The following is a 25,240-nucleotide window of genomic DNA, read 5'->3' as shown; positions in this document are numbered from 1 at the left end:
GGGCTCGGGCTCGGGCTCCGGCTCGGGAGCGGGCGTCTCGTCGACGACGGGGGCCGGAGCGGCCTCACGGGGGGCCGCGTCGCGCGGGGCGTCGGAACCGCCGGAGGCGAGGCTCTGGCGCAGCTCCTCGTTCTCCTGGTTCAGGCGACGCAGCTCGACGACGACCTCGTCGAGGAAGTCGTCGACCTCGTCCTGGTCGTAGCCCTCGCGGAACTTGGTCGGCTGGAACCGCTTATTGACAACATCTTCGGGAGTGAGCGCCATGGCTTTCCACCTTCGATTTCAAGTAGGTACACGTTTATCAACGTTCGACTAAAGCTAGCAACTTCGTGAACGCGGCGCAGTGCGAGCACCGCGGAGAACGTCCGGTCGCCGCCAACGATACAGGGACCAGCGCTGATCCAGGCACCGCTCAGGATGCGCGAACGGTGGATCCGCCGCAGGGGCGGATCCGCCGAGGGCGTCAGGCGGCCTGGAGCCAGGTCGCGATGTACATGCCGACGATGACGCAGAGCATGGTGAGGCTCCAGCCGAAGTCGAGCGCGATGGGGCCGATCGACACGGGCTTGATGAGCCTGCGGAAGAACGCGATCGGCGGATCGGTGACCGTGTAGACGGTCTCCGCGGCGACGAGACCGGCTCCGCGGGGGCGCCAGTCGCGTCGGATGACCCGGACCAGGTCGAGCACGAACCTCGCCCACATGGCGAAGAAGTACAGGAGCAGGACGAAGTAGAGAACGCTCCCGAGGAGCGAGAGGACGGAGTTCACCGCGGGCCAGGGCTCCCTGGAGTCAGGACTTCGCGAAGAACGACGCGTCGGCGTCGCTCTCGGCGGAGGCCGAATCGCCGGCGACCGTGATGTGCGACGGCGAGAGCAGGAAGACCTTGCTCGTCACGCGCTCGATCCGGCCGTACAGGCCCTGGGAGAGACCGCTCGCGAAGTCGATGAGACGGCGGGCGTCCGCGTCGCTCATCTGCGAGAGGTTGATGATCACGGGGATGCCGTCGCGGAAGTTCTCCGCGATGACCTGCGCGTCGCGGTACTGCTTCGGGTGGACGGTGAGGATCTCGTTCATCTCGGCGTGGGCCGTCGCCTTCGGGGTCTGGGGGGTGGGCTTGCGGAGCGGGGTGACCGTCGCGCGGGGCTGCTGCGGGGTCGGCTCGACCGGGGGGACCGGCTGGACCGGGGAGACCGGGGCGCGGTGCGCCGTGGTCGGAGCCGCCTCGACGGTGTCGGCACGCTCGTACTCGACCTCTTCATCGGCGAGTCCGAGGTAGACCATCGTCTTCTTCAGCGGGTTGGCCATCTGTGTCCTCCGTGTCGTGTCTGCTCCCACTAGTGGGTCACGACGAGGTTACGTGCGGGCGGGTCGATTGCCGGTGATTGCCGACCCGATTCGCAGGTGTGTCGCGCCCTCCGCGATCGCCTCGGCGAAGTCGTTCGACATGCCCGCCGACACGGCGGTGGCGGACGGATCGACGGCGCGGACGCGCTCGGACAGGCCGCGCAGCCGGGCGAAGGCGGAGCGCGGGTCCTCGCCGAGCGGAGCGACCGCCATCACGCCCTTGAGGACGAGATGCGGGGCGGCGGAGAGGGCCCCGGCGAGCGGCTCGACGTCGTCGGGCACCGCTCCTCCGCGCTCGGGATCGTCGGTCAGATTGACCTGGAGGAAGACGTCGAGCGGGTCCTCCCCCGCGTCCAGTAACGGGACCAGCGCGAGACGGTCGACGGAGTGGACCGACGAGGCGTAGCGGCGGGCCTGCCGCGCCTTCTTGCTCTGCAGCTGCCCGATGAAGTGCCAGCGCGCGGGGGTGCCCGTGAGTTCGGCCGCCTTCTCCTGCGCCTCCTGGTGCCGGTTCTCGCCGAAGTCGACGACGCCCAGATCGAGGAGGTCGCGGACGAGCCGCACCGGATGGAACTTGGTCACCACGATGGTGGTGATCTCACCGGGGTCGCGACCGGCCGAGCGGGCCGCGTCGGCGACCCGCTCGGACACCGAGGACCAGCGCTCCGCCAGCTCGGGATCGGACACGGCGACTACTTGAGGAAGTCGGGGATGTCCAGGTCGCTGTCGTCGTCGTCGAACGACGGGTCGGCGACCGGGGCGGGGGCGGCGACCGGGGTGCTCGACCAGATCGACCCGGCGGCGGGAGCGGCGGCGGCGACCGGAGCGGGCTCCGAGGTCGACTCCGCCGGCGCGCTCTGCTGTGCGCGGGGCTGAGCGATGGCCGCAGGGGCCTGGCCTCCCGGCTCGCCTCCGTCGAAGCCGGCCGCGATGACCGTGACGCGCACCTCGTCGCCGAGGGTGTCGTCGATGACCGCGCCGAAGATGATGTTGGCCTCGGCGTGCACCGCCTCCTGGACCAGTCGGGCCGCGTCGTTGATCTCGAAGATGCCGAGGTTCGAGCCGCCCTGGATCGAGAGCAGCACGCCGTGCGCGCCGTCGATGCTGGCCTCGAGCAGCGGGGACGCCACGGCGAGCTCCGCCGCCTTGATGGCGCGGTCCGCACCGCGCGAGGACCCGATGCCCATGAGCGCGGATCCCGCGCCCTGCATGACCGACTTGACGTCGGCGAAGTCGAGGTTGATCAGACCCGGGGTGGTGATGAGGTCGGTGATGCCCTGGACACCCGCGAGGAGGACCTGGTCGGCGGTCGCGAAGGCTTCGAGCATCGAGATGCCGCGGTCGCTGATCTCGAGGAGGCGGTCGTTGGGGACGACGATGAGGGTGTCGACCTCGTTCTTGAGCGTCGCAACACCGGCCTCGGCCTGCGTCTGGCGGCGACGGCCCTCGAAGCCGAAGGGCTTCGTGACGACGCCGATGGTCAGGGCTCCGATCGACTTGGCGATCCGCGCCACGACGGGCGCACCGCCGGTGCCGGTTCCGCCGCCCTCGCCCGCCGTGACGAAGACCATGTCGGCGCCCGCGAGCACCTCCTCGATCTCCTCCGCGTGGTCCTCGGCGGCGCGGCGGCCGACTTCGGGGTCGGCGCCCGCACCGAGTCCGCGGGTGAGCTCGCGACCCACGTCGAGCTTGACGTCGGCGTCGCTGAGGAGCAGGGCCTGCGCGTCCGTGTTGATGGCGATGAACTCGACTCCGCGGAGGCCGAGCTCGATCATGCGGTTGACGGCGTTGACGCCGCCGCCGCCGATGCCGACGACCTTGATCACGGCGAGGTAGTTCTGGTTTGAAGTCACGTGTCCGGCCTCCGGGCTGAACCTTAAACCTGTAGTTGAGGCTTAAAGTTATGCTGAGTATGCATTTGGGGTTGTGGGTTCGACGGTAGGCGGAGTCCGCTCCCCCTCGCGACAGACACGCCCGCATTCGGCAAACCGCCCGGCGGATCGGTGCGAGGGGGGCCTCAGCGCCGGGCGACGACCGCCGCGGCGGGCGACGAGACATCGTACGACGTCACTGTCGCCGGGTCGGTCGCGGCCATCAGCTTCTCGAGGACCACGGCCTTCAGAGCCGAGCGGTCCGGGCCTCCCCACATCACGACGGCGCCGTTGGAGAGGGTCAGGGTCACGTCGTCTCCCGTCGTGGCCGTCGCCGCGGTCACCTGCCCGTCGAGGCCCGCGGGGAGGGTGAGCAGGACGCGGGCGAGGGAGTGGAACGCCGAGCCGGTCGCGCCTCCCGACGGCGTGGTCAGCGCGGGGTACCCGGCCTGCGCCGCATCGGCGGTCTCGATCACGACGCCCGCCGAGTCGACGAGATCGAAGCGGGTCCCGTTCTGCAGGACGCCGACGGGGGTGCGCTCGACGATCGACACGGCGAGGGTGCTCGGGGGCCGCGTCTGCAGGGAGTAGCTCTGGATGAGGGGGTAGGCGCCGAGCACCTCGCCGACCGCCTCGCGGTCCACGAGGGTCAGCGGCACGCCGAGCTGGTCGGACAGCGACTCCTGGAGCGCGGTCGGATCGACGCGGGACGTGCCCGAGATCTCGATCGTCCGCACCGCCATGAGCGGCGAGTACGCGGCGACGGCAACGACGATCGCCAGCAGCACGAGCGAGCCCGCGATCGCGAGGGCCGTGAGGCGCCGTCGCCGGGCCCGCCTGGTGAAGCGCCGCACCTCTCCGCGCTCGAACCGCCGCCGCTCGCGGGCGGCCCGCGCCACGGCGCGCTGCTCCGACGCCGGCACGCGCAGACGGCTCAAGAGAGCGGCGGGCCGACCCGATGGTCGCGCCGCCGCGGGATGCCGCGCCTCCGGTGCGACGACGGGCACGGCGGACTCGTCCCCCGAGCCCCCGGACTCCTTCTGCGGACGGGCCTCGGGACGCGGGGTCCGCGCGGCGACCGGCGCGGCGACGATGCGGATCGGCTCGGTCGGCTCGCCGCTCGACTCCGGTGCGGACGTCGTCTCGCGGGGCTCCGAGCGGACGGGCGCCGGCCGGCGGACCCCCTCCGGCCGCTTCACGCCCGTCGCCCCCGGGGCGCCGGGGAGGGCGTCGTGATCATCGGGCGACCGCGGCGTCCTCGCCGGTGCGGAGCGAGTCGAGCACCTGCGGGATGATCCGGTAGACGTCGCCGCAGCCGAGGGTGATGACGAAGTCGCCCTCACGGGCGATCAGAGCGGTCCGCTCGGCGGCCTCCTGCCAGTCCGGGACGAACGAGACGCGCGAGGCGTCGGCGAACTTGCCGCTGACCAGCTCGCCGGTCACTCCCGGCTCCGGATCCTCGCGGGCGCCGTAGACGTCGAGCACGATCGTCTCGTCGGCGTAGCGCTCGAGGGTCTCGGCGAACTCCTTCGCGAAGAGGCGGGTGCGGCTGTACAGGTGCGGCTGGTGCACGGCGATGATGCGACCCTCCCCCACGACGGTGCGGGCGGCCGAGAGAGCCGCCGCCACCTCGGTGGGGTGGTGCGCGTAGTCGTCGTAGACGCTGACGCCGCGGACCGAGCCGTGCAGCTCGAACCGGCGCTCGGTCCCTCCGAAGGCCGAGACCGCCTCGAGCGACGCGGCGGGATCGAAGCCGAGCCCCACGAGCACGGCGAACGCGCCCGCCGCGTTCACGGCGTTGTGGCGGCCGGGGATGCGCAGCCGCGCGGAGTAGCGACGCCCCTCGAACTCCACGGTGAAGCCGACGGGACCCACGAGCTCGAGGTCGACGACGCGCACGTCCGCTCCCTCGGCCTCGCCGAAGGTGAGGACCCGCTTGCCCTCGAGCTTCTCCGAGACCTTCACGGCGCCCGGGTCGTCCGAGGAGATGACGACGAGCTCGCCGGCGTTCGAGGCGAACGTGACGAACGCGTCCTCGAAGGCCTGCAGCGAGCCGTAGTGGTCGAGGTGGTCCGGGTCGACGTTCGTGATCAGTGTGACGGCGGTGTCGTAGAGCAGGAAGCTCCCGTCCGACTCGTCCGCCTCGACGACGAACAGGTCACCCGAGCCCGCCGCCGACGAGGTGCCGAGGCTCTCGATGATGCCGCCGTTGACGAAGCTCGGATCGGCGTCCAGACCCAGCAGGCCCGTGACGATCATGCCGGTCGACGTCGTCTTGCCGTGCGCGCCGGCGACCGCGACGAGGCGGTGGCCGCGGACGAGCCAGGCGAGCGCCTGCGAGCGGTGCAGCACGGGGATCCCCCGTTCCTGGGCGAGGACGTACTCGGGGTTCTCGGGCCAGAGCGCCGAGGTGACGACGACCGCCTCGGCATCGCCGAGGTTCGCCGCGTCGTGTCCGATCGCGACGGGGATGCCGAGCGCGCGCAACTGCTCGATCGGGTGCGACTCGCGCACGTCCGAGCCGGTGACGCGGTGGCCTGCGTGGTGGAACAGGCGCGCGATGCCGCTCATGCCCGATCCGCCGATGCCGATGAAGTGCACCGATCCGAGCTCGTCGGGGACGGTGATGCCGAGGTCGGGCTTGATCACGGAGGTCTCGCTTTCGGGTCTTCGGCGTCTCGGTGGCACCCGGGTCGAGGGCCGCGGGCAGGGCGCCGGATCAGTGTAGACGGTGTGCGGGAGGGCTCCTCGGAGCCCGGCGGAGGAGGGTCAGCGGGGCGCGCGGAGCGCCGATCCGATGAGGTCGACGAGGCGCTCGGCACCGTCGCGGACGCCGACCGTCGCGGCGCGACGGCCCATCCCGTCGCGGCGCTCCGCGTCCTCGAGGAGGGGCACGAGCTCACCCTCCACCCAGGCGGGGAGGAAGGCCGCGTCCTCGACGAGCACCGCGCCCCCGGCGTCCACGACGCCGCGGGCGTTGAAGCGCTGCTCGCCGTTGCCCACCGGGTACGGGATGTAGACGGCGGGGAGTCCCAGCGCGCTGAGCTCGCTCACCGTGGCGGCGCCGGCGCGCGAGACCGCGAGGTCCGCGACCGAGAGCGCGAGATCCATCCGGTCGCAGTAGGGGATCAGGTGGTAGCCGTCGAGGCCGGGGTCGGTGATCTCGGAGCGGTCGCCGGTGATGTGCAGGATCTGGAAGCCCGTCGCGAGGACCGACGCGGCCGCGGCGTACACGGTCGCGTTGATCCGCCGAGCACCGAGGGAGCCGCCCGTCACGAGCAGGATGGGCCGGGCCGGGTCGAGCCCGAACGCGGCGACGCCGTCGTGGCGTCGGGCTGCGCGGTCGAGATCGGCGATCTCGCGGCGCAGCGGCATGCCGACCGTCGTCGCGTGCGGCAGCGGGGTGCCCTCGAAGGCGACTCCGACGAAGCGCGTCCCGCGGGCACCGAGGCGGTTGGCGAGGCCGGGGCGGGCGTTCGCCTCGTGCACGACGTAGGGCACTCCGGCTCGCCGGGCCGCGAGGTACGCGGGAGCGGACGCGTACCCGCCGAACCCCACCACCGCGTCGATCCCGCGCTCGCGGATCGTGCGCACCACGCCGTCGAGCGCCGCGCGGAAGGCTCCAGGGAAGCGCAGCGCCGCGGCGTTCGGCCGACGCGGGAACGGCAGTCGCGGGACCACGGACAGCTCGTAGCCGCGCAACGGAACGAGGCGCGCCTCGAGCCCCTCCGCGGTGCCGAGCACGAGGACCTCGTCGTGCGAGTCGCGGGCCCGGATCTCGTCGGCGGTCGCGAGCAGCGGATTCACGTGCCCGGCGGTGCCGCCGCCGGCAAGAAGGTAGCGGGTCACTTCGCCTCGACCTTCCCGGTGCGGCGAGCGGAGCCGAGGTGCGGCAGGCCCGCGGTCTGGGTCCTCGCGAACGAGAGGACGACACCGATGGCGAGCAGGGAGCTGAGCAGGGCGGTGCCTCCGGAGGAGATGAGCGGCAGGGGGACGCCGAGGACCGGCAGGACCCCGAGGACCACGCCGATGTTGACGAAGGCCTGGCCGATGAGCCAGACCATGACGGCCGCCGTCGTGACGCGCACGAACGGGTCGGTCGCCGCGTGGATGATGCGGAAGAAGGCCACCGAGAGGACGACGAACAGCGCCAGCACGACGATCGCCCCGATGAGACCGAGCTCCTCGCCGATGATCGCGAAGATGTAGTCGTTGTCGGCGGCCGGCAGCCACGACCACTTCGCCTTCGAGTTGCCGAGGCCCACGCCGAAGACGCCGCCGGAGGCCATCGCCCAGGTGCCGTGCAGCGGCTGCCAGCAGGAGGTCTCGTACTGCCCGGGGCCCGAGCAGTCGGTGAGGAAGGAGAAGATGCGGGTCCGGCGGTTCTCGGTCGAGATCGCGAAGAGCACCGCGACGACCGCCCCGATCAGGACGATCGGCAGGATGATCCGCAGCCGCACATTGGAGTAGAACAGCGCCGCCAGCAGGACCCCCGCCATGATCATCACGGTTCCGAGGTCGCCGCCGAGCAGCACGAGGAACAGGGCGAAGCCGCCGATGGGGAGCACCGGGATGAGCGCGTGCTGCCAGTCCTGCTTGTACCGCAGCCGCCTCTCGAGGACGAGGCCCAGCCAGAGCACGAGGGCGAGCTTGAGCACCTCGGAGGGCTGCATGGTGAAACCGCCGAGGTAGAGCCAGTTCTTGTTGCCGCCGACCGCGTATCCCAGGGGCGTGAAGAGCACCAGCATCTGCAGGATGCAGCCGACGATGAGCATCGGCCACGTCACGCGCTTCCACAGCGCGATCGGGAAGCGGGAGACGAGGAGCATGAGCGGCACGCCGAGCACGGCGAAGATGCCCTGCCGGAGGAATCCGCCGAACGAGTCGGAGCTCGAGCGGAACGACGTCACCGACGACGAGGACAGCACCATCGTCAGCCCGAAGAGGACGAGGAAGAGGGTGGTGCCGAACAGGAGGTAGAAGTTCGGCGATTCGGAGGCGAAGACCTTCGAGAGGACGATGCGCGCAGTGCGCGCACCGGTCCGCTCCCTGTCCTTCGGCTTCCCGGCGTCAGTGCGCGAGCGGCCCGGCGTCCGGCTCGTCGTCGGAGCGGTCATCGGCCTCTCCTCCCAGATACGTCTCGACGGCCGCAGCGAACGATCGGCCCCGCTCCGCGTAGTCGCGGAACTGGTCCATGGATGCTGCAGCGGGTGCGAGCAGGACGACGTCGCCGGTGCGGGCGAGGCCCGCTGCGGCCTCGACGGCCGCCTGCATCACCGACCCAGTGTCATCCGGGACCACCTCCGTCACGGGGAGTTCGGGGGCGTGTCGTCGGAATGCCTCGAGGACCGCGATGCGGTCGACTCCGATGACCACGGCACCACGCAGGCGCGTCGTGTGCGAGGCCACGAGGGCGTCCAGGTCGACGCCCTTGAGCAGACCGCCGACCAGCCAGACCACCGACGGGTAGGCGCGCAGCGACGCATCGGCCGCGTGCGGGTTGGTGGCCTTGGAGTCGTCGATCCAGGTGACTCCCGACCGCTCGGCCACGACCTGGATGCGGTGGGCGTCGAGCTCGAAGACCGCGAGCGCGCGGCGGACGGCGCCGGGCTCGATGCCGCAGGCGCGGGACAGCGCGGCGGCCGCGAGGACGTTCTGCACGATGTGCGGCGCCGCGAGGTGGCGCGCGGCCAGCTCGTCGACGGTCGCGATCTCGATCGCGCTGGTGCGCCGGTCCTCGAGGAACGCCCGGTCGCAGAGGATCCCGTCGACGATGCCGAAGTCGCTCGGTCCGGGGACTCCCAGACCGAAGCCGATCGCCCGGGCCCCCTCGACGACCTCGGCGTCGAGCACCATCTGCTCGGTGGCCGCGTCGGCTCGGTTGTAGACGCAGGCGACCCGCGTGTTGGCGTAGACCTTGGCCTTGGCGTCGCGGTAAGCCTCGAACGTGCCGTGCCAGTCGAGGTGGTCCTCGGCGATGTTGAGGCAGGTGGACGCGATCGGCTCGATCGCGCTGAGGTAGTGCAGCTGGTAGCTCGAGAGCTCGACCACCAGGACGTCGAAGCCCTGCGGATCGCGCACCGCGTCGAGGACCGGGATCCCGATGTTGCCGCACGGAGCGGCGCGGAGGCCGCCGGCGACCAGCATGGTCGCGGTCAGCTGCACGGTCGTCGTCTTGCCGTTCGTTCCGGTCACGAGCACCCAGTCCGCCGGGGTCCCGTCCGCGCGGACGACCTTGTCGCGCACGCGCCAGGCGAGCTCGACGTCGCCCCAGAGGCCCGTGCCCCTCGCGAGCGTCCACTCGACGATCGGGTGCGTCGGCCGGAAGCCCGGCGACACGATGACGAGCTCGGGGTCGAAGTCGATCAGCTCGTCCGGCACGGTGTCGAGGCCGTCCGCGCGGTGCAGCCGCGCTCCGATCACCTCGAGCAGGCGCTCGCGCTCCTCGTCGGCCCGGTCGGCGAGGACCAGGACGTCGGAGCCGAGCTCGGTCAGGGTGTCGGCGACGGAGAAGCCGGTCACCCCGAGCCCCAGGACCGCGACGCGGAGCCCGCGCCAGTCCGAGTTCCAGCTGCGGAGGGAGTCGAGCCGTTCGGCGCGTGCGGGATCGATCATGCCAGGGAGAGCCATTCGAGGTAGAAGAGCCCGACACCGGCGGCCACGAAGATGCCCGCGATGATCCAGAAGCGGACCACGACGGTGATCTCGGCCCACCCCTTGAGCTCGAAGTGGTGGTGGAGCGGGCTCATCAAGAAGATGCGCTTGCCCCGGGTCAGCTTGAAGTAGATCCGCTGCACGATCACCGAGCCGGTGACGATGACGAAGAGGCCGCCGATGAGGATGACGAGCAGCTCGGTGCGGGTCAGGATCGCGAGGGCGGCGAGGGCGCCGCCGAGGCCGAGCGAGCCGGTGTCGCCCATGAAGATCTGCGCCGGCGAGGTGTTCCACCAGAGGAACCCGACGAGCGCGCCCGAGATCGCCGCGGCGATGATCGCCAGGTCGAACGGATCGCTGACCTGGTAGCACTTGTCGGCCACCTCGGGGTTCAGCTGGGCGTCGTAGCACCACTGGTTCGACTGCCAGAAGCCGATGATCACGTACGACCCGATCGCGAGGATCGAGGACCCCGTGGCGAGGCCGTCGAGACCGTCGGCCACGTTGACGCCGTTCGAGGTGCTGGTGACGATCACGCAGATCCAGAGCACGAAGAGCCCGATGCCGATCCAGCCGAGGGCGGCGAAGTCGAACGGCAGGTCGCGGATGAACGAGATCGACGTCGACGCGGGCGTCAGACCGTTCTGGTCGCGCACCAGGATGGCGATCACGGCGAAGGCCGCGGCGACGATCACCTGTCCCGCGATCTTCGCCCAGCCGCCCAGGCCGAGGCTGCGCTGATTGCGCGTCTTGAGGAAGTCGTCGATGAATCCGACGAAGCCCAGTCCGACCATCATGAACAGCACGAGGAGAGCCGAGGGAGCCACGGCGCGGTTGCCGAACAGCATGCCGAGGAAGTAGCCCGCCACCGTCGCGATGATGATGACGATGCCGCCCATCGTGGCGGTGCCGTGCTTCACGTGGTGGGACTTCGGCCCGTCCTCGCGGATGAACTGACCCCACTGCAGCCGGTGGAAGAGCCGGATGAACAGGGGTGTCAGCAGGAGCGTGAAGGCGCCGGAGAAGGCGCCCGCCATCAGGAGTGCTCTCATCGGTGTCGCTCCCCCAGTCGGTCGCCGAGGAATCGAAGCCCCGCCGAGTTCGAGGACTTCACCAGGACGGTGTCGCCGGTCTGCAGATAATCGTCGAGGAACGCGTATGCGTCGTCGGCCGTGTCGACGAAGACGGACTCGCCGCTCCACGAGCCCTCGCGCTCGGCGGCCACGTGGATGCGCCGCGCGCGGGCGCCGACGACGACGATCTGCGACACGTTCAGCCGCACGGCCTGCAGGCCGACGCGGTCGTGCTCCTCGTCGGCCCACTCCCCCAGCTCGCTCATCTCGCCGAGGACCGCGACGGTGCGGCCTCCCGGCTTCGCGATCTGGGCGAGGGTGCGCAGCGCCGCGGCGGTGGAGTCGGGGCTCGCGTTGTAGGCGTCGTTGACGACGACGACGTCCTGACCGCCGAGCACCTGCATCCGCCAGCGCTCCGCGAGGGTGACGGTCGAGAGCGCCTCGACGATCGCGGTCAACGGGACGCCGACCGAGAGGGCGGCGGCCGTGGCGGCCAGTGCGTTCATCACGTGGTGCTCGCCGAGGACCCTGAGGAGCATCTCGGCGCGCCCCGCCTCGCGTCCCTCTCCCGCGCGCACCTCGATGGTGAAGCGGGTGCCCTCGGCGGAGGGCTCGACATCGATGGCGCGCACATCGGCGCGCTCGCCCCGGCCGAACCACAGCACGCGGGCCGCGGTGCGGCCGGCCATGGTCGCCACGCGGCCGTCGTCGCAGTTCAGCACGGCGACGTCGTCGGACGTGAGGTCCGCCACCATCTCGGTCTTGGCCTCGAGGGTCCGCTCGATGCCGCCGAACTCGCCGGCGTGCGCCAGGCCCACCGCGAGGACGACCCCCACGTCGGGCTTCGCCATGCGCACGAGACGGCGGATCTCGCCGACGGCGCTCGCGCCCATCTCGGCGACGAGGAAGCGCGTCGACTCCGACACCTGGAGCATCGTGATCGGTGCGCCGACCTCGTTGTTGAACGATCCGCGGGGGGCGACGGTCTCGCCGACGCGCTCGAGGATCGTCCGGAGGAGGTTCTTGGTCGTCGTCTTGCCGTTGGAGCCGGTCACGCCCAGGACGGTCAGACCGCCGAGCGCCCGGACGCGCCGGACGACCTCGGTCGCGAGGGCGCCGAGCGCCTGGACGGAGTCGTCGACCAGCACCTGCGGCACGTCGAGGTCGAGCGGGCGCTCGACGATCAGGAGGGCCGCGCCGTTCTCGACGGCCGCCGGCGCGAACAGGTGCCCGTCGGTGTGCTCGCCGCGCTTGGCGACGAAGATGCCGCCCGGGCGGATCTCGCGGGAGTCGGTCTCGGTGGCGCCGTCGACCACTGTCACGGCGGTCGAGGAGGGGCCGGCGAGGTGGAGGCGTCCGGAGACGGCCTCGGCGACCTCGGTCAGGGTGAGAGCGATCATCTAGAGCCAGCCCGCCTCGCGCAGAGCCTGACGGACGTCGTCCCTGGCCGAATACGGCATGTGCACTCCTGCAACCTCCTGGTAGTCCTCGTGGCCGGGTCCGGCGTAGAGGATCGAATCCCCCTCGCGCGCGAGCGCGAGGGCGGCGCGCACGGCGGCGCGCGGATCGGGGATCTCGTGGATCTCCCTGTCGGGTGCCGCCTGCCGCGCCGCGCCGACGAGCACGGCGCGGATCGCGGCCGGGTCCTCCCAGCGCGGGTGGAAATCGGTGACGACGACGACGTCGGCCAGCCGGGCGGCGATGGCGCCCATGTCGGCGCGCTTCGTCGTGTCGCGGTCGCCGTCGGCGCCGAAGACCATGACGAGGCGGCCCGGCGTCAGCGCCCGCAGCGCCTCGAGCGCGTTCTGGAACGCGTCCGGCGTGTGCCCGTAGTCCACGTAGACCCGGGGGCCGCGGTCCCCCGAGACGCGCTCGGCGCGACCGGGGATGTACACGTCGAGGCGGCCGTCCTCGAGGACGTGCGCGATGGCCTCGAGATCGAAGCCGGACTCGACGAGCATCACGATCGCGAGCGCGGCGTTCGCCGCCATGTACCAGCCGATGAGCGGGACGGCGACCTCGACCGAGCGGTGGTCCGGCCCGTCCAGGCGGAAGACGGTGCGGTCGGCGGTGCTCTCGAGGACGGTCATCGCCCAGTCGGCCGGCACGGCGGGAGCCTCGCCCACGACGGGCGAGCTCGCGAGCGTCGCGATCGGGATCCGCGAGCGCTCGGCGAGCTCGCGGCCCCAGGCGCTGTCGACGGTGACGACGCCGCGCCGGGCCCGATCGGGCTGGAACAGATCGGCCTTCGCCTCGAAGTACTGCGCCATGTCGGTGTAGTCGTCGAGGTGGTCGTGGCTGAGGTTCGTGAAGCCCACCACGTCGAAGACGACGCCGTCGATGCGGTGGCGGGTCAGCGCCTGGGCCGAGACCTCGATCGAGACGGCGCGGACGGCCGACTCGCGCATCCGCGCGAGGAGGCCGTGCAGCTCGGTCGCCTCGGGCGTGGTCAGCGAGCTCGCGACCGCGACGTCGCCCATGCGGCGCTCCGCGGTGGAGCTGAGGCCCGAGACGACGCCGAGGCGCCGGAGCAGGGCGTCGAGCAGGTAGACGACGCTGGTCTTGCCGTTCGTGCCCGTGACTCCGAAGAGCGTCGGCACGTCCTCGCGGGTGCGGTGGATCCAGGACGCGACGTCGCCGAGCGCTGCGCGGGGATCGGGCGTCACGAGGACGGGGAGGCCGCTCGCCGACGCGGCCTCGGCGCCCTCGGGGTCGGTGAGCACCGCGACGGCTCCGGACGCGGCGGCGTCGGCGGCGAAGGCCGCGCCGTGCACCTTGCGGCCCGCGATGCCGACGTAGAGGTCGCCCGCCTCGACCTGCCGGGAGTCGAGCGTGACCCCGCTGACCTCGACCCCGTCGACTCCGGGGACCGTGCCGAGCGAGAACTCGGCCACGAGCTGCGACAGCGACCGCGGGACCGGGTGCTCCGGTCGGAGGGAGGACTGCGGGCGAGTGACGTGCAAGGCCCGCTCTTTCTCTCGTGGTGGTGCGATCACCACGTCGTGGGGTAGTTCACGGCGGGGACCGTCGACGGCTCCACCCGGTTCGTCTTCAGCACCTGGGTCATGACCTGCTGGAAGACGGGGGCGGTCGCCTGGGACGTGTTCATCTTAACCGGATCGGCGATGGTGACCGTCACGACGTACTTCGGGTCCTCCGCCGGAGCGAGCCCGGCGAGCGAGACGGTGTAGCTGGAGGAGTACCCTCCGTCGCCGTCCGGCTGCTGGGCCGTTCCGGTCTTCGTCGCGATGTTGTAGCCGTCCACGTGGATGTAGTCGGCCAGCCAGCCGTCGGTGTAGTGGGTCTGCAGCATGTCGACGACGTCCTGCGCCGCACCGGCGGAGACGACCTGGGTTCCGGTGGTGTCGGGGACGTCGATGACGGAGCCGTCGGCGGTCGTGCATCCGGCGACGAGCTGCGCCGGCAGGCGCACCCCGCCGTTGCCCAGCGTCTGGTAGATGCCGGCGACCTGGATCGCGGTGGCGGACACTCCCTGGCCGAACATGGTGGTGTAGTTCGTCTGGCCGTCCCAGTCCTGGTAGTCGCTCAGCAGTCCGCCGGACTCGCCGGGGTACCCGACCGCGGTCGGCGCGTCGAGTCCGAACTTCAGCATGTAGTCGTAGCGGTCCTGCGCCGAGAGCTTCGAGCCGATCGTCGCGATGCCGACGTTCGACGAGTCCTTGAGGATCCCCGTCAGCGTGTAGTTCGTCGGCGTGTGCGCGAAGTCGTCGCTGAAGGAGACGCCGTTCTTCTCGAACGTGTCCGGAGTGACCACGTGGGTCGTCGGCGTCGCGAGCCCCTTGTCGATCAGCATCGCCGCGGTCATCGGCTTGAACGTCGATCCGGGCTCGAACGGGCTCTGGAAGGCGCGCGATCCGCGGTCGGCCGGAGCACTCGCCGAGACGTCGTTGGGATCAACCGTGGGGGTCTCGGCGACGGTGAGCAGCTTGCCCGTCTCGACCTCCTGCACAACGACGATGCCGTAGCTGCCGCCGACCTCGGCGACGCGCTGCGACAGCACCTGCTGCGCGTAGTACTGCAGGTCGGAGTCGATCGTCAGCTGCACCTGCCCGCCGTCCACCGCGGGGGTCTCGGCGACGGTGCTGCCGGGGATCCGGACGAAGTCGGCGCTGCGCTCGAAGCTCTCGGAGCCGTTCTTCCCGGCGAGGCACGCGTTCTCGGTGTACTCGACGCCCTCCTGAGCGGCGCCGTCCGCGCCCACGTAGCCGATCAGGTTCCCGGCGACGGCTCCGTTGGGGTACGTGCGGCCCTGCTGGGTCTCGAAGAAGGTCCACGGGATGTCGAGCGCGAGCAGCTTCTGGTACGCCTCGAGGTCGAGCCCCTCGGAGAGGATCAGGTAGTTGGCCTTCGCGTCCTTCGCGAGCGCGGCGTCGACGAGAGTCCTGATCTGCTCGACGCTCTGGCCGGTGATCGCGCCGATCTCGGACGCGGCCTGGTCGACGCTCACGACGACGTCCTGGCCGTCGGGCATCTCGCGGAGGAACTCCCCCACGTTGCGGGGGGACGTCGTGAGCCGGTACCGGGTCGTCGTGTCGGCGAGGACGGCTCCCGAGCGGTCGACGATCGATCCGCGCGTGCCGTAGGTGACGCTGCTGCTGGACTGGCTGAGCGCCGCGGCGTCCGTCAGCTCGTTGGCCCGCACGATCTGGATGTCGACCAGCTTGCCGATGAACAGTCCCACGACCGCGGCGATGACGACGAAGGTGACGGCGGTGCGGCGTCTGCTCGAGCGGTTCTGTCTCACTGCTGCGGTGTCCTTCTTCGTCCTGGCGGGATCGCCGCCGTCGGTCGTGTCGTAGCGGGAGGCGGGCCGTGCGGCCGGGCAGGCGTCAGTGCGTCTGGGGCGCGGGGAGCTCGCCCTGCAACGGTACGGCCGAGGTCGCTCCGGCCGCGGAGGACGCGCTCGCGTCGGCCGGAGTCGCGGTGGCGCCGGCCGGGAGGATCAGCGCGTTGGGGACGAGCGCCGCGGCACCGGCCGTGCCGACCTCGCTCGCAGCGGCCGAGGCGGGATCGCCCAGCACCGCTCCGTCGGACAGGCGGAGGTACACGGGAGCGGTGTTCGCCACCATGCCCAGCCCCTGCGCCGCGGTCGCGAGGTTCTGCGGCGAGCTCAGCGTGTCCACCGCGTCCTGCTTCTCGGCGTTGCTGCGGGTGAGCGTCTTCTGCTCGGTCTGCAGCGCGGCGATCTGGTACGCCCCCTGCGAGAGCCCGACGCTCACGAGGAGCTGGATCACGATGATCGCGAAGAGGCCGGCGACGGCGACGATCCCGTAGACGAGTTTGGGCCGCGGCGCGCCGGCGGTGGTCGGAACCGCCTCGATGCGCGGGCGGGGCGACTGCTCGTCGGGCCTCGCGGTGCGGGCGGGCTCGATGACGGCGGGGTCGATGACGGCGGTGGCGCTCACGCGGTCCTCCTGATCCTCTCGGCCGCGCGCAGACGCACGGGTGTTGCTCGGGGGTTGCGGGTCTTCTCCTCGTCGGAGGCGAGTTCGGCGCCCCGGATGACGAGGCGGAACTCGGGTCGGTGCTCGGGGAGCTCCAGGGGGAGCCCCGCGGGAGCGGTCGAGGACGACGCGGCCTGCAGCGCGCGCTTGACGATGCGGTCCTCGAGCGACTGGTAGGCCTCGACGACGATCCGACCGCCGACGGCGACGCGGTCGAGCGCGGCGGGGATCGCGCGCTCCAGCACGGAGAGCTCCTGGTTGACCTCGATGCGCAGGGCCTGGAAGACCCGCTTGGCCGGGTGGCCGTTGCGCTGGATCGCGACCGGGGTCGCCGCCTGGATGATCTCGACCAGCCGGCCGGAGCGCTCGATCGGCGCGTCACGTCGCGCCTCGACGATGCGCTTCGCGTAGCGCTGGGCGAGGCGCTCCTCGCCGTACTCGTGGAAGATGCGGCGCAGCGCGCCCTCGTCGTACTCGGCGAGGATGCTCGCCGCGGTCAGGGGCGCGGTCGCGTCCATCCGCATGTCCAGCGGAGCGTCCTTGGAGTAGGAGAAGCCGCGCTCGGTCTCGTCCAGCTGCAGCGAGGAGACGCCGAGGTCGAACAGCGCGCCGTCGATCTCGTCGATCCCGAGCTCGTCGAGCACGTCGGGCAGCTCATCGTAGACGGCGTGCACCAGGTCGATGCGGGAGGAGTGGGCCGAGAGCCGCTCGCCGGCGAGCTCGAGCGCCTCGGGATCGCGGTCGAGGCCGACGAGGTGGAGCCCGGGGAAGCGCTCGAGCAGGGCCAGGGAGTGGCCGCCCATGCCGAGCGTCGCGTCGACCAGCACGGCGCCGTCGCGCTCGATCGCCGGAGCGAGGAGCTCGACGCAGCGCTCGAGGAGCACCGGGAGGTGGCGCTCCTCGGTCGGGCGCACCTGCTTCTTCTCGGAGTCGTCTGTCATGGCGGTCCCGCCGTCCTGTTCCTGCTGCCCGATCCCCATCCATCTCGCGACCGGACACCGGGGAAGGTGCGTCCGGGCGCCGAGTGGCTGGGAGTCGCGCGGCAGGAGCTAGAACAGTCCGGGGATCACCTCCTCCTGGGTGTCGGAGAAGACGGACTCCTGCTCGGTCAGGTACGCGTCCCAGGCGTCCTGCGCCCAGATCTCGGCGCGGTTGCCCGCTCCGATGACGGTGAGGTCGCGGTCCAGACCCGCGTAGGCGCGCAACGGCGCGGGCAGTGTGACCCGGTTCTGCTTGTCCGGGGTCTCGGCACTCGCTCCCGAGAGGAAGACGCGGAGGAAGTCGCGGGCCTGCTTGCTCGTGACCGGCGCCTGACGGATCTTCTCGTGCATCGTCTCGAACTCGCTCTGGCTGAAGACGTAGAGGCACCGCTCCTGGCCGCGCGTGACGACGACTCCGGAGGAGAGCTCGTCGCGGAACTTGGCGGGGAGGATCACGCGGCCCTTCTCGTCGAGCTTGGGGGAATAGGTGCCGAGGAACAACGGACTGCCCCCCACTTCTTCCGGCCAAGGATGGTGTGTCCTCCACAGTACTCCACTTCGCCCCACCCACAACCCTCGAGGCCGGCCGCCTCGTCGGGATTCCCCCCGGTCATCCGCGTGTTTCCGAGCGAGGACACGCGTGGAGCGGAGTGGAGGGACATTCCGCTCCCCCGGCGGTCAGCGGGCAGCGAGAAGGGGCCGATCCGAGGGATCGGCCCCCTGGGTGGTGCGGAGTGGAGGAGGCGTGCACTCCCGGAGGGACCGCGGGCATGAAAAAAGGGCCGATCCGTGAGGATCGACCCTGTGGGTGGAATGGAGCGGCGGTCAGCTGCGACCGTCGCCGCGGTTGTCCCATCGGTCGTTCAAGCGGTCCATGAAGGACGAGCCCGGCCGGCTGCCCGAGGAGCGAGGCTTGGAGGTGCGGCCGACGGTGGGGAGACCGGGCTCCTCGGCGCCGCCCGGCGCGGGGCGCATGGCGACGACCACGCCCGCGAGCATGATCGCGAATCCGCCGACGCCGACGAGCGGCTGGGCGACGATGACGCCGGTCACGAGGACTCCGAGGCCGACCAGGGAGAGGAGGATGCCGAGCACCAGGGCCCGGTAGTTGGTGCCGCCACGCCCCTTGCTGACGGCCGCCACGAAATCGGCGTCGTTCTGATAGAGGTTGCGCTCCATCTCGTCGAGGAGCCGTTGCTCGTGTTCCGAAAGCGGCATCTTGACCCCTTCAAGGGTGCGACGCCGTTCCTCTTCGGAGCGGCGTCAGGTTGGCGGCACGGTGTGCTCGACCGGGCGGGTGGCGCTTCAGTGTAGACCGAGCCCGGCACAGGCGCTAGACGCCCCGGATGCATAGGCTGGTCGGGTGAACAACAGCACTCGTCTGGTCGACCGCGTCCAGTTCCGAATCGAGGGATTCCTCGCCGGGCGCACGCCAATTCTGCGCTCCATAGGAGAGGACGTCTCCGCCCTTGGCGACCTTTCGCGGGACTTTCTCAGCGGGGGCAAGCGGTTCCGCGCGCGCTTCTGCGAGGCGGGCTGGACGGCCGTCTCCGCCGTCTCCAGCGAGGCCCATCCGAGCGGTTCGGACCCGGTCGCGCGGGTCGGAGCGGGACTCGAGCTGTTCCACGCAGCGGCCCTCGTCCACGACGACGTGATCGACAACTCCGACACCCGGCGAGGGGCGCCGGCGGCGCACCGTCGCTTCGCAACGATGCACGCCGACGGCGGGTGGTCGGGCTCCGGGGACGAGTTCGGCCGCTCCTCCGCGATCCTGCTCGGCGATCTGCTGCTGGTCTGGTCCGACGAGATCTTCGCGGACGCCGAATGGGCGCTGGAGGACCGGCCGAGCGCGGCGCGGGCCCGGGCGGAGTTCAACCTGATGCGCACCGAGGTGACGCTGGGCCAGTACCTCGACATCCTCGAGGAGAGCGCCTGGGCCGGGCACGCGGAGGACGAGCACCTCGCGCGCGCCGAGCGGGTCGTCGTCTACAAGAGCGCGAAGTACAGCATCGAGGCGCCCCTCGCGATCGGCGGCTCGCTGGCGGGGGGCGACGATTCCCAGATCGACGCGCTGCGCCGCTTCGGCCTCCCCCTGGGCATCGCGTTCCAGCTGAGGGACGACGTCCTCGGCGTCTTCGGCGACCCCGCACTGACCGGCAAGCCCGCGGGGGACGACCTCCGCGAGGGCAAGCGCACCGTGCTTCTGGGCCTCGCTCGCGCCGGCTCGTCCGACTCCGCCCGTGCAGAGCTCGACGCCGTCGTCGGGCGCAGCGACGCGAGCGCCGAGGACATCGCGCTCGCCCAGGAGATCGTGGCCGGGAGCGGGGCCCTCGACCGGCTCGAGGAGCGCATCGAGCGCGACGTCGAGTCGGCCCTGGCCGTGCTGCCGGACTCCCCGCTGCGGCCGGAGGGCGTGGCGGAGCTGCGCGAGCTGGCGGACCGCGTCAGCGTCCGGACCGCCTAGGCGGCTCGGCCTCCGCTCGCGGCCGGGCGCGTCAGCCGGACGCGATCAGGCCAGGGCCTGGGCGACGCGGCGGACCTCGGCCTTGCGACCGGCGCGCAGGGCGAGCACGGGGCTCGTGCCCAGCGCATCGTCCTCCGAGAGCAGCCACTCGACCGCCTCGTCGTCCGAGAAGCCGGAGTCGGAGAGCAGGATCGCCGTGCCGCGGATCTCGGTCATCGGCTCCCCGTCGCGGAGGAAGAGGGACGGCACGACGAGCTTGCCGTCGCGTCGGGTCCCGAGCAGATGGCGCTCCTCGAGGAGGCGGCGCACACGGCTGACGGAGAGGCCGGTGATCTCGACGAGATCGGGGACGGTCAGCCACTCGATCTCGGAGGCGGTCGAGGGGGCGGGAGCGGACGAGTCGGTCACCGGTCAAGACTGCCACGGCTGTGCGGCGCCTCCAAGCCACCCGTCCCGGCGAGGTCCGGGGCCGCTCCCGCGTTGCACACGGGATCGCCGAACGGTCTTGCCTAGACTCGTCGCGTGACCACCAGCCAGCTCGACCCCCTCCTCGGCCGTCTCGTCGACGGCCGGTACGAGGTGCGCTCGAGGATCGCGCGCGGAGGCATGGCGACGGTCTACCTCGCCACCGACCAGCGCCTCGAGCGCCGCGTGGCCATCAAGGTGATGCACGGGCACCTGTCGGACGACGCCACCTTCAAGAACCGCTTCGTCCAGGAGGCGCGATCCGCCGCCCGATTGGCGCACCCGAACGTCGTGAGCGTCTTCGATCAGGGCCAGGACTCGGACATGGCGTACCTCGTCATGGAGTACCTGCCCGGGATCACCCTCCGCGACCTCCTGAAGGAGCGCGGAAGACTGACGGCCCAGCAGGTCGTCGACATCATGCACTCGGTCCTGTCCGGGCTCGCCGCCGCGCACCGAGCGGGGATCCTGCACCGCGACCTCAAGCCCGAGAACGTGCTGCTCGCCGACGACGGCCGCATCAAGATCGGCGATTTCGGCCTCGCCCGGGCCGCCTCCGCGAACACCGCGTCGGGGCAGGCGCTGCTGGGGACGATCGCCTACCTCTCCCCCGAGCTCGTCACCCGCGGCACCGCCGACACCCGCAGCGACATCTACGCCATCGGCATCATGATCTACGAGATGCTCACCGGCGAGCAGCCCTTCACGGGCGAGCAGCCGATGCAGATCGCCTACCAGCACGCGAACGACTCCGTCCCGTATCCGAGCGCCAAGGTCCCCTCCGTCCCCAGCTCCCTCGACGAGCTCGTGCTGTGGGCGACGGAGCGCGACCCGGACATGCGCCCCCGCGATGCCGGAGTGATGCTCGCGCAGCTGCTCGAGGCCGAGCGCCTCATGGGCATCACGCCGACCGACCGGCGCGTGGCGGACACGCAGGCCGTCACCCCGCTGCCCGAGACGGCTCCGGCGACGGCCGCGCTGTTCGACCCCGCGACCCCCGGGCAGACCGCCGTCTTCGACGGCGCGGCCGACGAGGAGGAGCTCGACGGCGACGACGAGACCGCCGTGGCACGGCTCGCCTCGAAGCGGAGGGTCCGCCGCCGTCGCGGCCTCGTGCTGCTCGTCGCCGTGATCCTGCTGGCCCTGATCGGCGGAGGGACCGCCTACTGGTTCGGCGAGGGACCGGGCGCGCTGCGCACCATCCCGAGCGTCGTCGGGCTCCCGCAGGAGGAGGCCACAGCACTGATCGAGTCCAGCGGGCTGCGCGCCGAGCAGGAGCAGGCGTCCGATCTCTCGGTCCCGGCCGGCACGGTGATGAGCTCCGATCCGGCGCCGGACGAGGCGATCCACAAGGACTCGGTCGTGACGCTCGTCGTCTCCAGCGGTCCCCGGCAGCTCGAAGTCCCCGCCCTCGCCGGTCTGACCGAGGAGGAGGCGACGGCCGCGATCACCGGCGCGCCCTTCGTCGTCGGCGAGACCACGCGCGTCTTCGACTCGGACGTCGAGGCCGGACGGGTGATCTCGGCGTCGCTCCCCGACGGCGCGGAGCTCCCCGCCACCCTGTCCGAGCAGTCGACGATCGCGATGACCGTCAGCCTGGGCGCGATCCCGAACGTGGTCGGCCTGAGCGTCGACGAGGCCACCGCCGCCGCCAAGGCAGCCGGACTCGCACTCGACCGCAGCGGCGACGACTGGAGCGATACCGTCCCCGCGGGGGTCGTGCTGATCCAGGCGAACCCCGAGGCGCCGGCGACCACGGGCGGGACGATCTCGGTCGTCGTCTCGAAGGGGCCGGAGCCGGTCGCCGTGCCGAACGTCGTGGGCATGACCCGCGACGAGGCGAAGGCCGCCCTCGACGCCGTCGACCTGACGTGGAGCTACTCCCTCTCGACCCTCGGCGCGCTCATCGACGCCGCTCCGAACGAGATCACCAAGGTGACGGCGCAGTCCGACCCCGCCGGTGAGCCCGTGCAGCGGGGCACCTCCATCCAGCTGTCGATCACCATCACGACGTAGTCCTCTGCGATGGCGTCCCCGCCGCCATCGCCGCGGTCGGCTTCGCGGGATGGGCGCGTTCCAGGGAGCGGGTCCCGAACGGCTAGAGCGAATCGCTGACACGCGATTCGCCCGTTCGCCTCTGATCCTGGGATGGCGTCCCCGCCGCCATCGCCGCGGTCGGCTTCGCGGGATGGGCGCCTTCCAGGGAGCGGGTCGCGAACGGCTAGGGCGAATCGCTGACACGCGATTCACCCGTTCGCCTCGAGGGGCACGGCGATCCGGGTGATCCTGGCCTCAGCGGGGTCGAGCGGGGTCCGGCGAGCACGAACGGCGGACCGCCTTCTGTTAATCGAGTAGCCCTCGGAGAGGGCGTATCGAGATCGGGGGGTGTCGAAGTGGAAGTCCCGATGCGACGCCACGCGGATGCTCGACCAGCACCTGCTGATCGAGTAGCCCTCGCAGAGGGCGTATCGAGATCGGAGGCCTCTGGAGAGGGTGGGTCTCGATACGCCGCTCCGCGGTTACTCGACCAGCAGGGCTGGTCGTGACGGGATGTGCCGCAAGCGGCGGTGGCGACCGCACAAGGGACGGTCGTGACGAGGTGTGCCGCAGGCGGCGGTGGAGGCGACCGCACGGAGGTGGCGCGGAGCCGAGCGCGCGGGAGGGGGCGCCGGAGTGCCCCCTCCTGCGCGTCAGCGCTGGCGGAGCTCCTCGGCGACCAGGAAGGCGAGCTCCAGGGACTGCATGTGGTTGAGGCGGGGGTCGCAGACCGACTCGTAGCGGGTCGCGAGGGTGGCCTCGTCGATCTGCTCCGAGCCGCCGAGGCACTCGGTGACGTCGTCGCCGGTGAGCTCGACGTGGATGCCGCCCGGGTGCGTCCCCGCGGCGCGGTGCGCCTCGAAGAAGCCCTTGACCTCGTCGACCACGTCGTCGAAGCGACGGGTCTTGTAGCCGGTCGGCGTGGTCAGCCCGTTGCCGTGCATGGGGTCGGTGACCCAGAGGGGCAGCGCGTCGCTCGACTTGACCGCCTCGAGCAGCGGCGGCAGGGCGTCGCGGATCTTCCCGGCGCCCATGCGGGTGATGAAGGTGAGACGGCCGGGCTCGCGGTCGGGGTCGAGCTTGTCGATCAGCTCGAGCATCGTCTCGGGGCTCGTCGACGGACCGAGCTTCACGCCGATCGGGTTGCGCACGCGCGACAGGAAGTCGACGTGGGCCCCGTCGAGCTCGCGGGTGCGCTCGCCGATCCAGATGAAGTGGCTCGACGTGTTGTACGGCGTGCCGGTGCGCGAGTCGATGCGCGTCATGGGGCGCTCGTAGTCCATCAGCAGGCCCTCGTGACCCGTGTAGAACTCCGTGCGCTTCATCCCCTCGAAGTCGGCGCCGCACGCCACCATGAACTTGACCGCGCGGTCGATCTCGCGGGCGAGCTGCTCGTAGCGCTGGTTCTGCGGGTTCTCGGTGAAGCCCTTGTTCCAGTAGTGCACGAGGCGCAGGTCGGCGAAGCCGCCCTGCGTAAAGGCGCGGATGAGGTTCAGCGTCGAGGCGGCCGTGTGGTACCCCTGCACGATGCGGCGGGGATCGGCGGTGCGCGACTCCGGGGTGAAGTCGTAGCCGTTCACGATGTCGCCGCGGTAGGCCGGCAGGGTGACGTCGCCGCGGGTCTCGAGATCACTCGAGCGGGGCTTGGCGAACTGGCCCGCCATGCGGCCCATCTTGATGACGGGCATGCTCGCGCCGTAGGTCAGGACGACCGCCATCTGCAGGACCGTCTTGACGCGGTTGCGGATCTGGTCGGCGGTGGCTCCCGCGAAGGTCTCGGCGCAGTCGCCGCCCTGCAGCAGGAAGGCCTCGCCGCGCGCGGCGGCGCCGAGGCGCTCGCGCAGCTGGTCGACCTCGCCCGCGAAGACGAGGGGCGGCAGCGCCGCGATCTCGGCCGAGGCGGCGCTCACCGCGTCCGCGTCCGGCCACTGCGGCTGCTGCTTGATCTCGAGCTCACGCCAATAGTCCAGGCCGGCGACCACGGAGGGGGCGGCGAGGACGTACGGTTCGTTCGGATCGATGACCACGGGGGTTCCTGGTTCTGACGGGCGCCGAGCGGCGCGCGAGCGGGTGCCGCCCGGACGGACGGCAGCGGTTGACGAGCATATCGCCTCGCGGGAAGCCTCCGGAGAGGCGGCGTCCCGCGCACAGCGGGCGGTCAGCGGACGAGCGCGGCGCGCTTCTCCTTGACCGAGGTCGCATAGACGTCGAGGTACTCCTGGCCGCTGAGGGCGAGGAGCTCGTACATGATCTCGTCCGTGATGGAGCGGAGGATGAAGCGGTCGCCCTCCATGCCCTCGAAGCGGCTGAAGTCGAGCGGCTCGCCGAAGACGATGCCGATCCGACCGAGCTTGGGCAGCCGGCTGCCGATCGGCATGATGCGCGCGGTATCGACCATCGCCACGGGGATGACGGGCACGCGCGCCTCGAGGACCATGCGCGCGACGCCGGTGCGTCCGCGGTACATGCGGCCGTCGGGGCTGCGCGTGCCCTCGGGATAGATGCCGAGGGCCTCACCGCGCGCGAGGACCCGCAGACCCGTGTTGAGCGAGGCCTCGGAGGCCTTGCCGCCCGAGCGGTCGATGGGGAGCATGCCGGTGGCGGTGAAGAACATCTTCGTCGCCCAGCCCTTGAGGCCCTTGCCGGTGAAGTAGTCGCTCTTGGCCAGGAACACCATGTTGCGGTCGATCACCAGCGGGAGGAACACCGAGTCGATGAAGGACAGGTGGTTGCTGGCGAGGATCACCCCGCCCGTCTTCGGCACGCGATCGGCGTTCACCACCCACGGCCGGAAGATCGTCTTCAGCAGCGGGCCCGCGACGATGTGCTTCATGAACCAGTAGAACATCGTGCGGCTCCTCAGCGTGGGCGGGTCGACGGGGGAC

The 25,240-nt window shown here is 71.2% G+C and carries 23 protein-coding genes; 2 read left to right on the top strand and 21 right to left on the bottom strand.

Going from position 1 to position 25,240, the window contains the following annotated elements:
* The 18 genes from NB037_RS12445 to NB037_RS12360 form a co-directional block, all read right to left on the bottom strand.
* The coding region (locus NB037_RS12445) for a DivIVA domain-containing protein (RefSeq protein ID WP_251946201.1) at positions 1-264 on the bottom strand (264 nt) is incomplete at its 3' end.
* A 199-nt stretch (positions 265-463) separates the two neighbouring features.
* Complete coding sequence (locus NB037_RS12440) at positions 464-769, bottom strand: YggT family protein (RefSeq protein WP_307786137.1); 306 nt, start codon at positions 767-769, stop codon at positions 464-466.
* Between the two features lie 22 nt (positions 770-791).
* Entirely contained in the window at positions 792-1,307 is a 516-nt protein-coding gene (locus NB037_RS12435) for a cell division protein SepF (RefSeq protein ID WP_251946198.1), read from the bottom strand.
* 48 nt (positions 1,308-1,355) lie between these two features.
* Complete coding sequence (locus NB037_RS12430) at positions 1,356-2,033, bottom strand: YggS family pyridoxal phosphate-dependent enzyme (RefSeq protein WP_251946196.1); 678 nt, start codon at positions 2,031-2,033, stop codon at positions 1,356-1,358.
* A 5-nt stretch (positions 2,034-2,038) separates the two neighbouring features.
* On the bottom strand, positions 2,039-3,199 hold the full coding sequence (ftsZ, locus tag NB037_RS12425; RefSeq protein ID WP_251946194.1) for a cell division protein FtsZ: 1,161 nt from the start codon (positions 3,197-3,199) through the stop codon (positions 2,039-2,041).
* Positions 3,200-3,363: 164 nt separating this feature from the next.
* Complete coding sequence (locus NB037_RS19920) at positions 3,364-4,416, bottom strand: cell division protein FtsQ/DivIB (protein WP_251946192.1); 1,053 nt, start codon at positions 4,414-4,416, stop codon at positions 3,364-3,366.
* A gap of 37 nt (positions 4,417-4,453) precedes the next feature.
* A complete protein-coding gene (murC, locus tag NB037_RS12415; RefSeq protein ID WP_251946190.1) occupies positions 4,454-5,866 on the bottom strand; it encodes a UDP-N-acetylmuramate--L-alanine ligase in 1,413 nt (470 codons plus the stop codon).
* Between the two features lie 120 nt (positions 5,867-5,986).
* The gene (locus NB037_RS12410) at positions 5,987-7,066 is read right to left on the bottom strand and encodes a UDP-N-acetylglucosamine--N-acetylmuramyl-(pentapeptide) pyrophosphoryl-undecaprenol N-acetylglucosamine transferase (RefSeq protein WP_251946188.1); all 1,080 of its coding nucleotides are present in this window, start codon (positions 7,064-7,066) and stop codon (positions 5,987-5,989) included.
* The gene (gene ftsW / locus NB037_RS12405; RefSeq protein WP_251946186.1) at positions 7,063-8,334 is read right to left on the bottom strand and encodes a putative lipid II flippase FtsW; all 1,272 of its coding nucleotides are present in this window, start codon (positions 8,332-8,334) and stop codon (positions 7,063-7,065) included. Before ftsW ends, NB037_RS12410 begins: the two co-directional genes overlap by 4 nt.
* Positions 8,288-9,832, bottom strand: a complete 1,545-nt coding sequence (gene murD / locus NB037_RS12400; protein WP_251946184.1) for a UDP-N-acetylmuramoyl-L-alanine--D-glutamate ligase — start codon at positions 9,830-9,832, stop codon at positions 8,288-8,290. Before murD ends, ftsW begins: the two co-directional genes overlap by 47 nt.
* Entirely contained in the window at positions 9,829-10,923 is a 1,095-nt protein-coding gene (mraY, locus tag NB037_RS12395) for a phospho-N-acetylmuramoyl-pentapeptide-transferase (protein WP_251946183.1), read from the bottom strand. Before mraY ends, murD begins: the two co-directional genes overlap by 4 nt.
* Positions 10,920-12,344, bottom strand: coding sequence for a UDP-N-acetylmuramoyl-tripeptide--D-alanyl-D-alanine ligase (locus tag NB037_RS12390; RefSeq protein ID WP_251946181.1), 1,425 nt, complete (start codon positions 12,342-12,344; stop codon positions 10,920-10,922). The genes mraY and NB037_RS12390 overlap by 4 nt, the downstream gene beginning before the upstream one ends.
* Entirely contained in the window at positions 12,345-13,907 is a 1,563-nt protein-coding gene (locus tag NB037_RS12385) for a Mur ligase family protein (RefSeq protein WP_251946179.1), read from the bottom strand.
* Positions 13,908-13,936: 29 nt separating this feature from the next.
* Entirely contained in the window at positions 13,937-15,709 is a 1,773-nt protein-coding gene (locus NB037_RS12380) for a peptidoglycan D,D-transpeptidase FtsI family protein (RefSeq protein ID WP_251946178.1), read from the bottom strand.
* Positions 15,710-15,794: 85 nt separating this feature from the next.
* Entirely contained in the window at positions 15,795-16,370 is a 576-nt protein-coding gene (gene ftsL / locus NB037_RS12375) for a cell division protein FtsL (RefSeq protein WP_251946176.1), read from the bottom strand.
* Positions 16,367-17,350 carry a 16S rRNA (cytosine(1402)-N(4))-methyltransferase RsmH gene (rsmH, locus tag NB037_RS12370; protein WP_251946174.1) on the bottom strand — a complete coding sequence of 328 codons (984 nt, stop codon included), beginning with the start codon at positions 17,348-17,350 and terminating at the stop codon, positions 16,367-16,369. The genes ftsL and rsmH overlap by 4 nt, the downstream gene beginning before the upstream one ends.
* 108 nt (positions 17,351-17,458) lie before the next feature.
* Positions 17,459-17,890, bottom strand: coding sequence for a division/cell wall cluster transcriptional repressor MraZ (mraZ, locus tag NB037_RS12365; RefSeq protein ID WP_055794943.1), 432 nt, complete (start codon positions 17,888-17,890; stop codon positions 17,459-17,461).
* A 324-nt stretch (positions 17,891-18,214) separates the two neighbouring features.
* Positions 18,215-18,607, bottom strand: coding sequence for an SCO2097 family morphological protein (locus NB037_RS12360; protein WP_251946172.1), 393 nt, complete (start codon positions 18,605-18,607; stop codon positions 18,215-18,217).
* 145 nt (positions 18,608-18,752) lie between these two features.
* Here NB037_RS12360 and NB037_RS12355 point away from each other — a divergent pair, with 145 nt between their 5' ends.
* Positions 18,753-19,853, top strand: coding sequence for a polyprenyl synthetase family protein (locus tag NB037_RS12355; RefSeq protein WP_251946170.1), 1,101 nt, complete (start codon positions 18,753-18,755; stop codon positions 19,851-19,853).
* 45 nt (positions 19,854-19,898) lie between these two features.
* On the opposite strand, the gene NB037_RS12350 is transcribed toward NB037_RS12355, so the two are convergent.
* Entirely contained in the window at positions 19,899-20,261 is a 363-nt protein-coding gene (locus NB037_RS12350; protein ID WP_251946168.1) for an Rv2175c family DNA-binding protein, read from the bottom strand.
* Between the two features lie 114 nt (positions 20,262-20,375).
* On the opposite strand from NB037_RS12350, the gene pknB reads away from it, so the two are divergent.
* Positions 20,376-22,334, top strand: coding sequence for a Stk1 family PASTA domain-containing Ser/Thr kinase (pknB, locus tag NB037_RS12345; RefSeq protein WP_251946166.1), 1,959 nt, complete (start codon positions 20,376-20,378; stop codon positions 22,332-22,334).
* A 674-nt stretch (positions 22,335-23,008) separates the two neighbouring features.
* On the opposite strand, the gene NB037_RS12340 is transcribed toward pknB, so the two are convergent.
* Positions 23,009-24,337, bottom strand: coding sequence for a class II 3-deoxy-7-phosphoheptulonate synthase (locus NB037_RS12340; RefSeq protein WP_251946205.1), 1,329 nt, complete (start codon positions 24,335-24,337; stop codon positions 23,009-23,011).
* 176 nt (positions 24,338-24,513) lie between these two features.
* Entirely contained in the window at positions 24,514-25,203 is a 690-nt protein-coding gene (locus tag NB037_RS12335) for a lysophospholipid acyltransferase family protein (protein ID WP_251946203.1), read from the bottom strand.
* Between the last annotated feature and the right edge of the window lie 37 nt (positions 25,204-25,240).

The organism is Rathayibacter rubneri (assembly GCF_023743255.1).
GTDB lineage: Bacteria > Actinomycetota > Actinomycetes > Actinomycetales > Microbacteriaceae > Rathayibacter > Rathayibacter rubneri.
The sequence above is the reverse complement of the archived record's forward strand: the minus strand, read 5'-3'. Positions and strand labels throughout refer to the sequence as shown.

Excerpts from the sequence above, each read along its gene's own strand:
- NB037_RS12435 (WP_251946198.1), bottom strand. The coding sequence starts at position 1,307 with ATGGCCAACCCGCTGAAGAAGACGATGGTCTACCTCGGACTCGCCGAT.
- ftsW (WP_251946186.1), bottom strand. The coding sequence starts at position 8,334 with ATGACCGCTCCGACGACGAGCCGGACGCCGGGCCGCTCGCGCACTGAC.
- murD (WP_251946184.1), bottom strand. The coding sequence starts at position 9,832 with ATGATCGATCCCGCACGCGCCGAACGGCTCGACTCCCTCCGCAGCTGG.
- mraY (WP_251946183.1), bottom strand. The coding sequence starts at position 10,923 with ATGAGAGCACTCCTGATGGCGGGCGCCTTCTCCGGCGCCTTCACGCTC.
- NB037_RS12390 (WP_251946181.1), bottom strand. The coding sequence starts at position 12,344 with ATGATCGCTCTCACCCTGACCGAGGTCGCCGAGGCCGTCTCCGGACGC.
- rsmH (WP_251946174.1), bottom strand. The coding sequence starts at position 17,350 with ATGACAGACGACTCCGAGAAGAAGCAGGTGCGCCCGACCGAGGAGCGC.
- NB037_RS12360 (WP_251946172.1), bottom strand. The coding sequence starts at position 18,607 with ATGCCGCTTTCGGAACACGAGCAACGGCTCCTCGACGAGATGGAGCGC.
- NB037_RS12335 (WP_251946203.1), bottom strand. The coding sequence starts at position 25,203 with ATGTTCTACTGGTTCATGAAGCACATCGTCGCGGGCCCGCTGCTGAAG.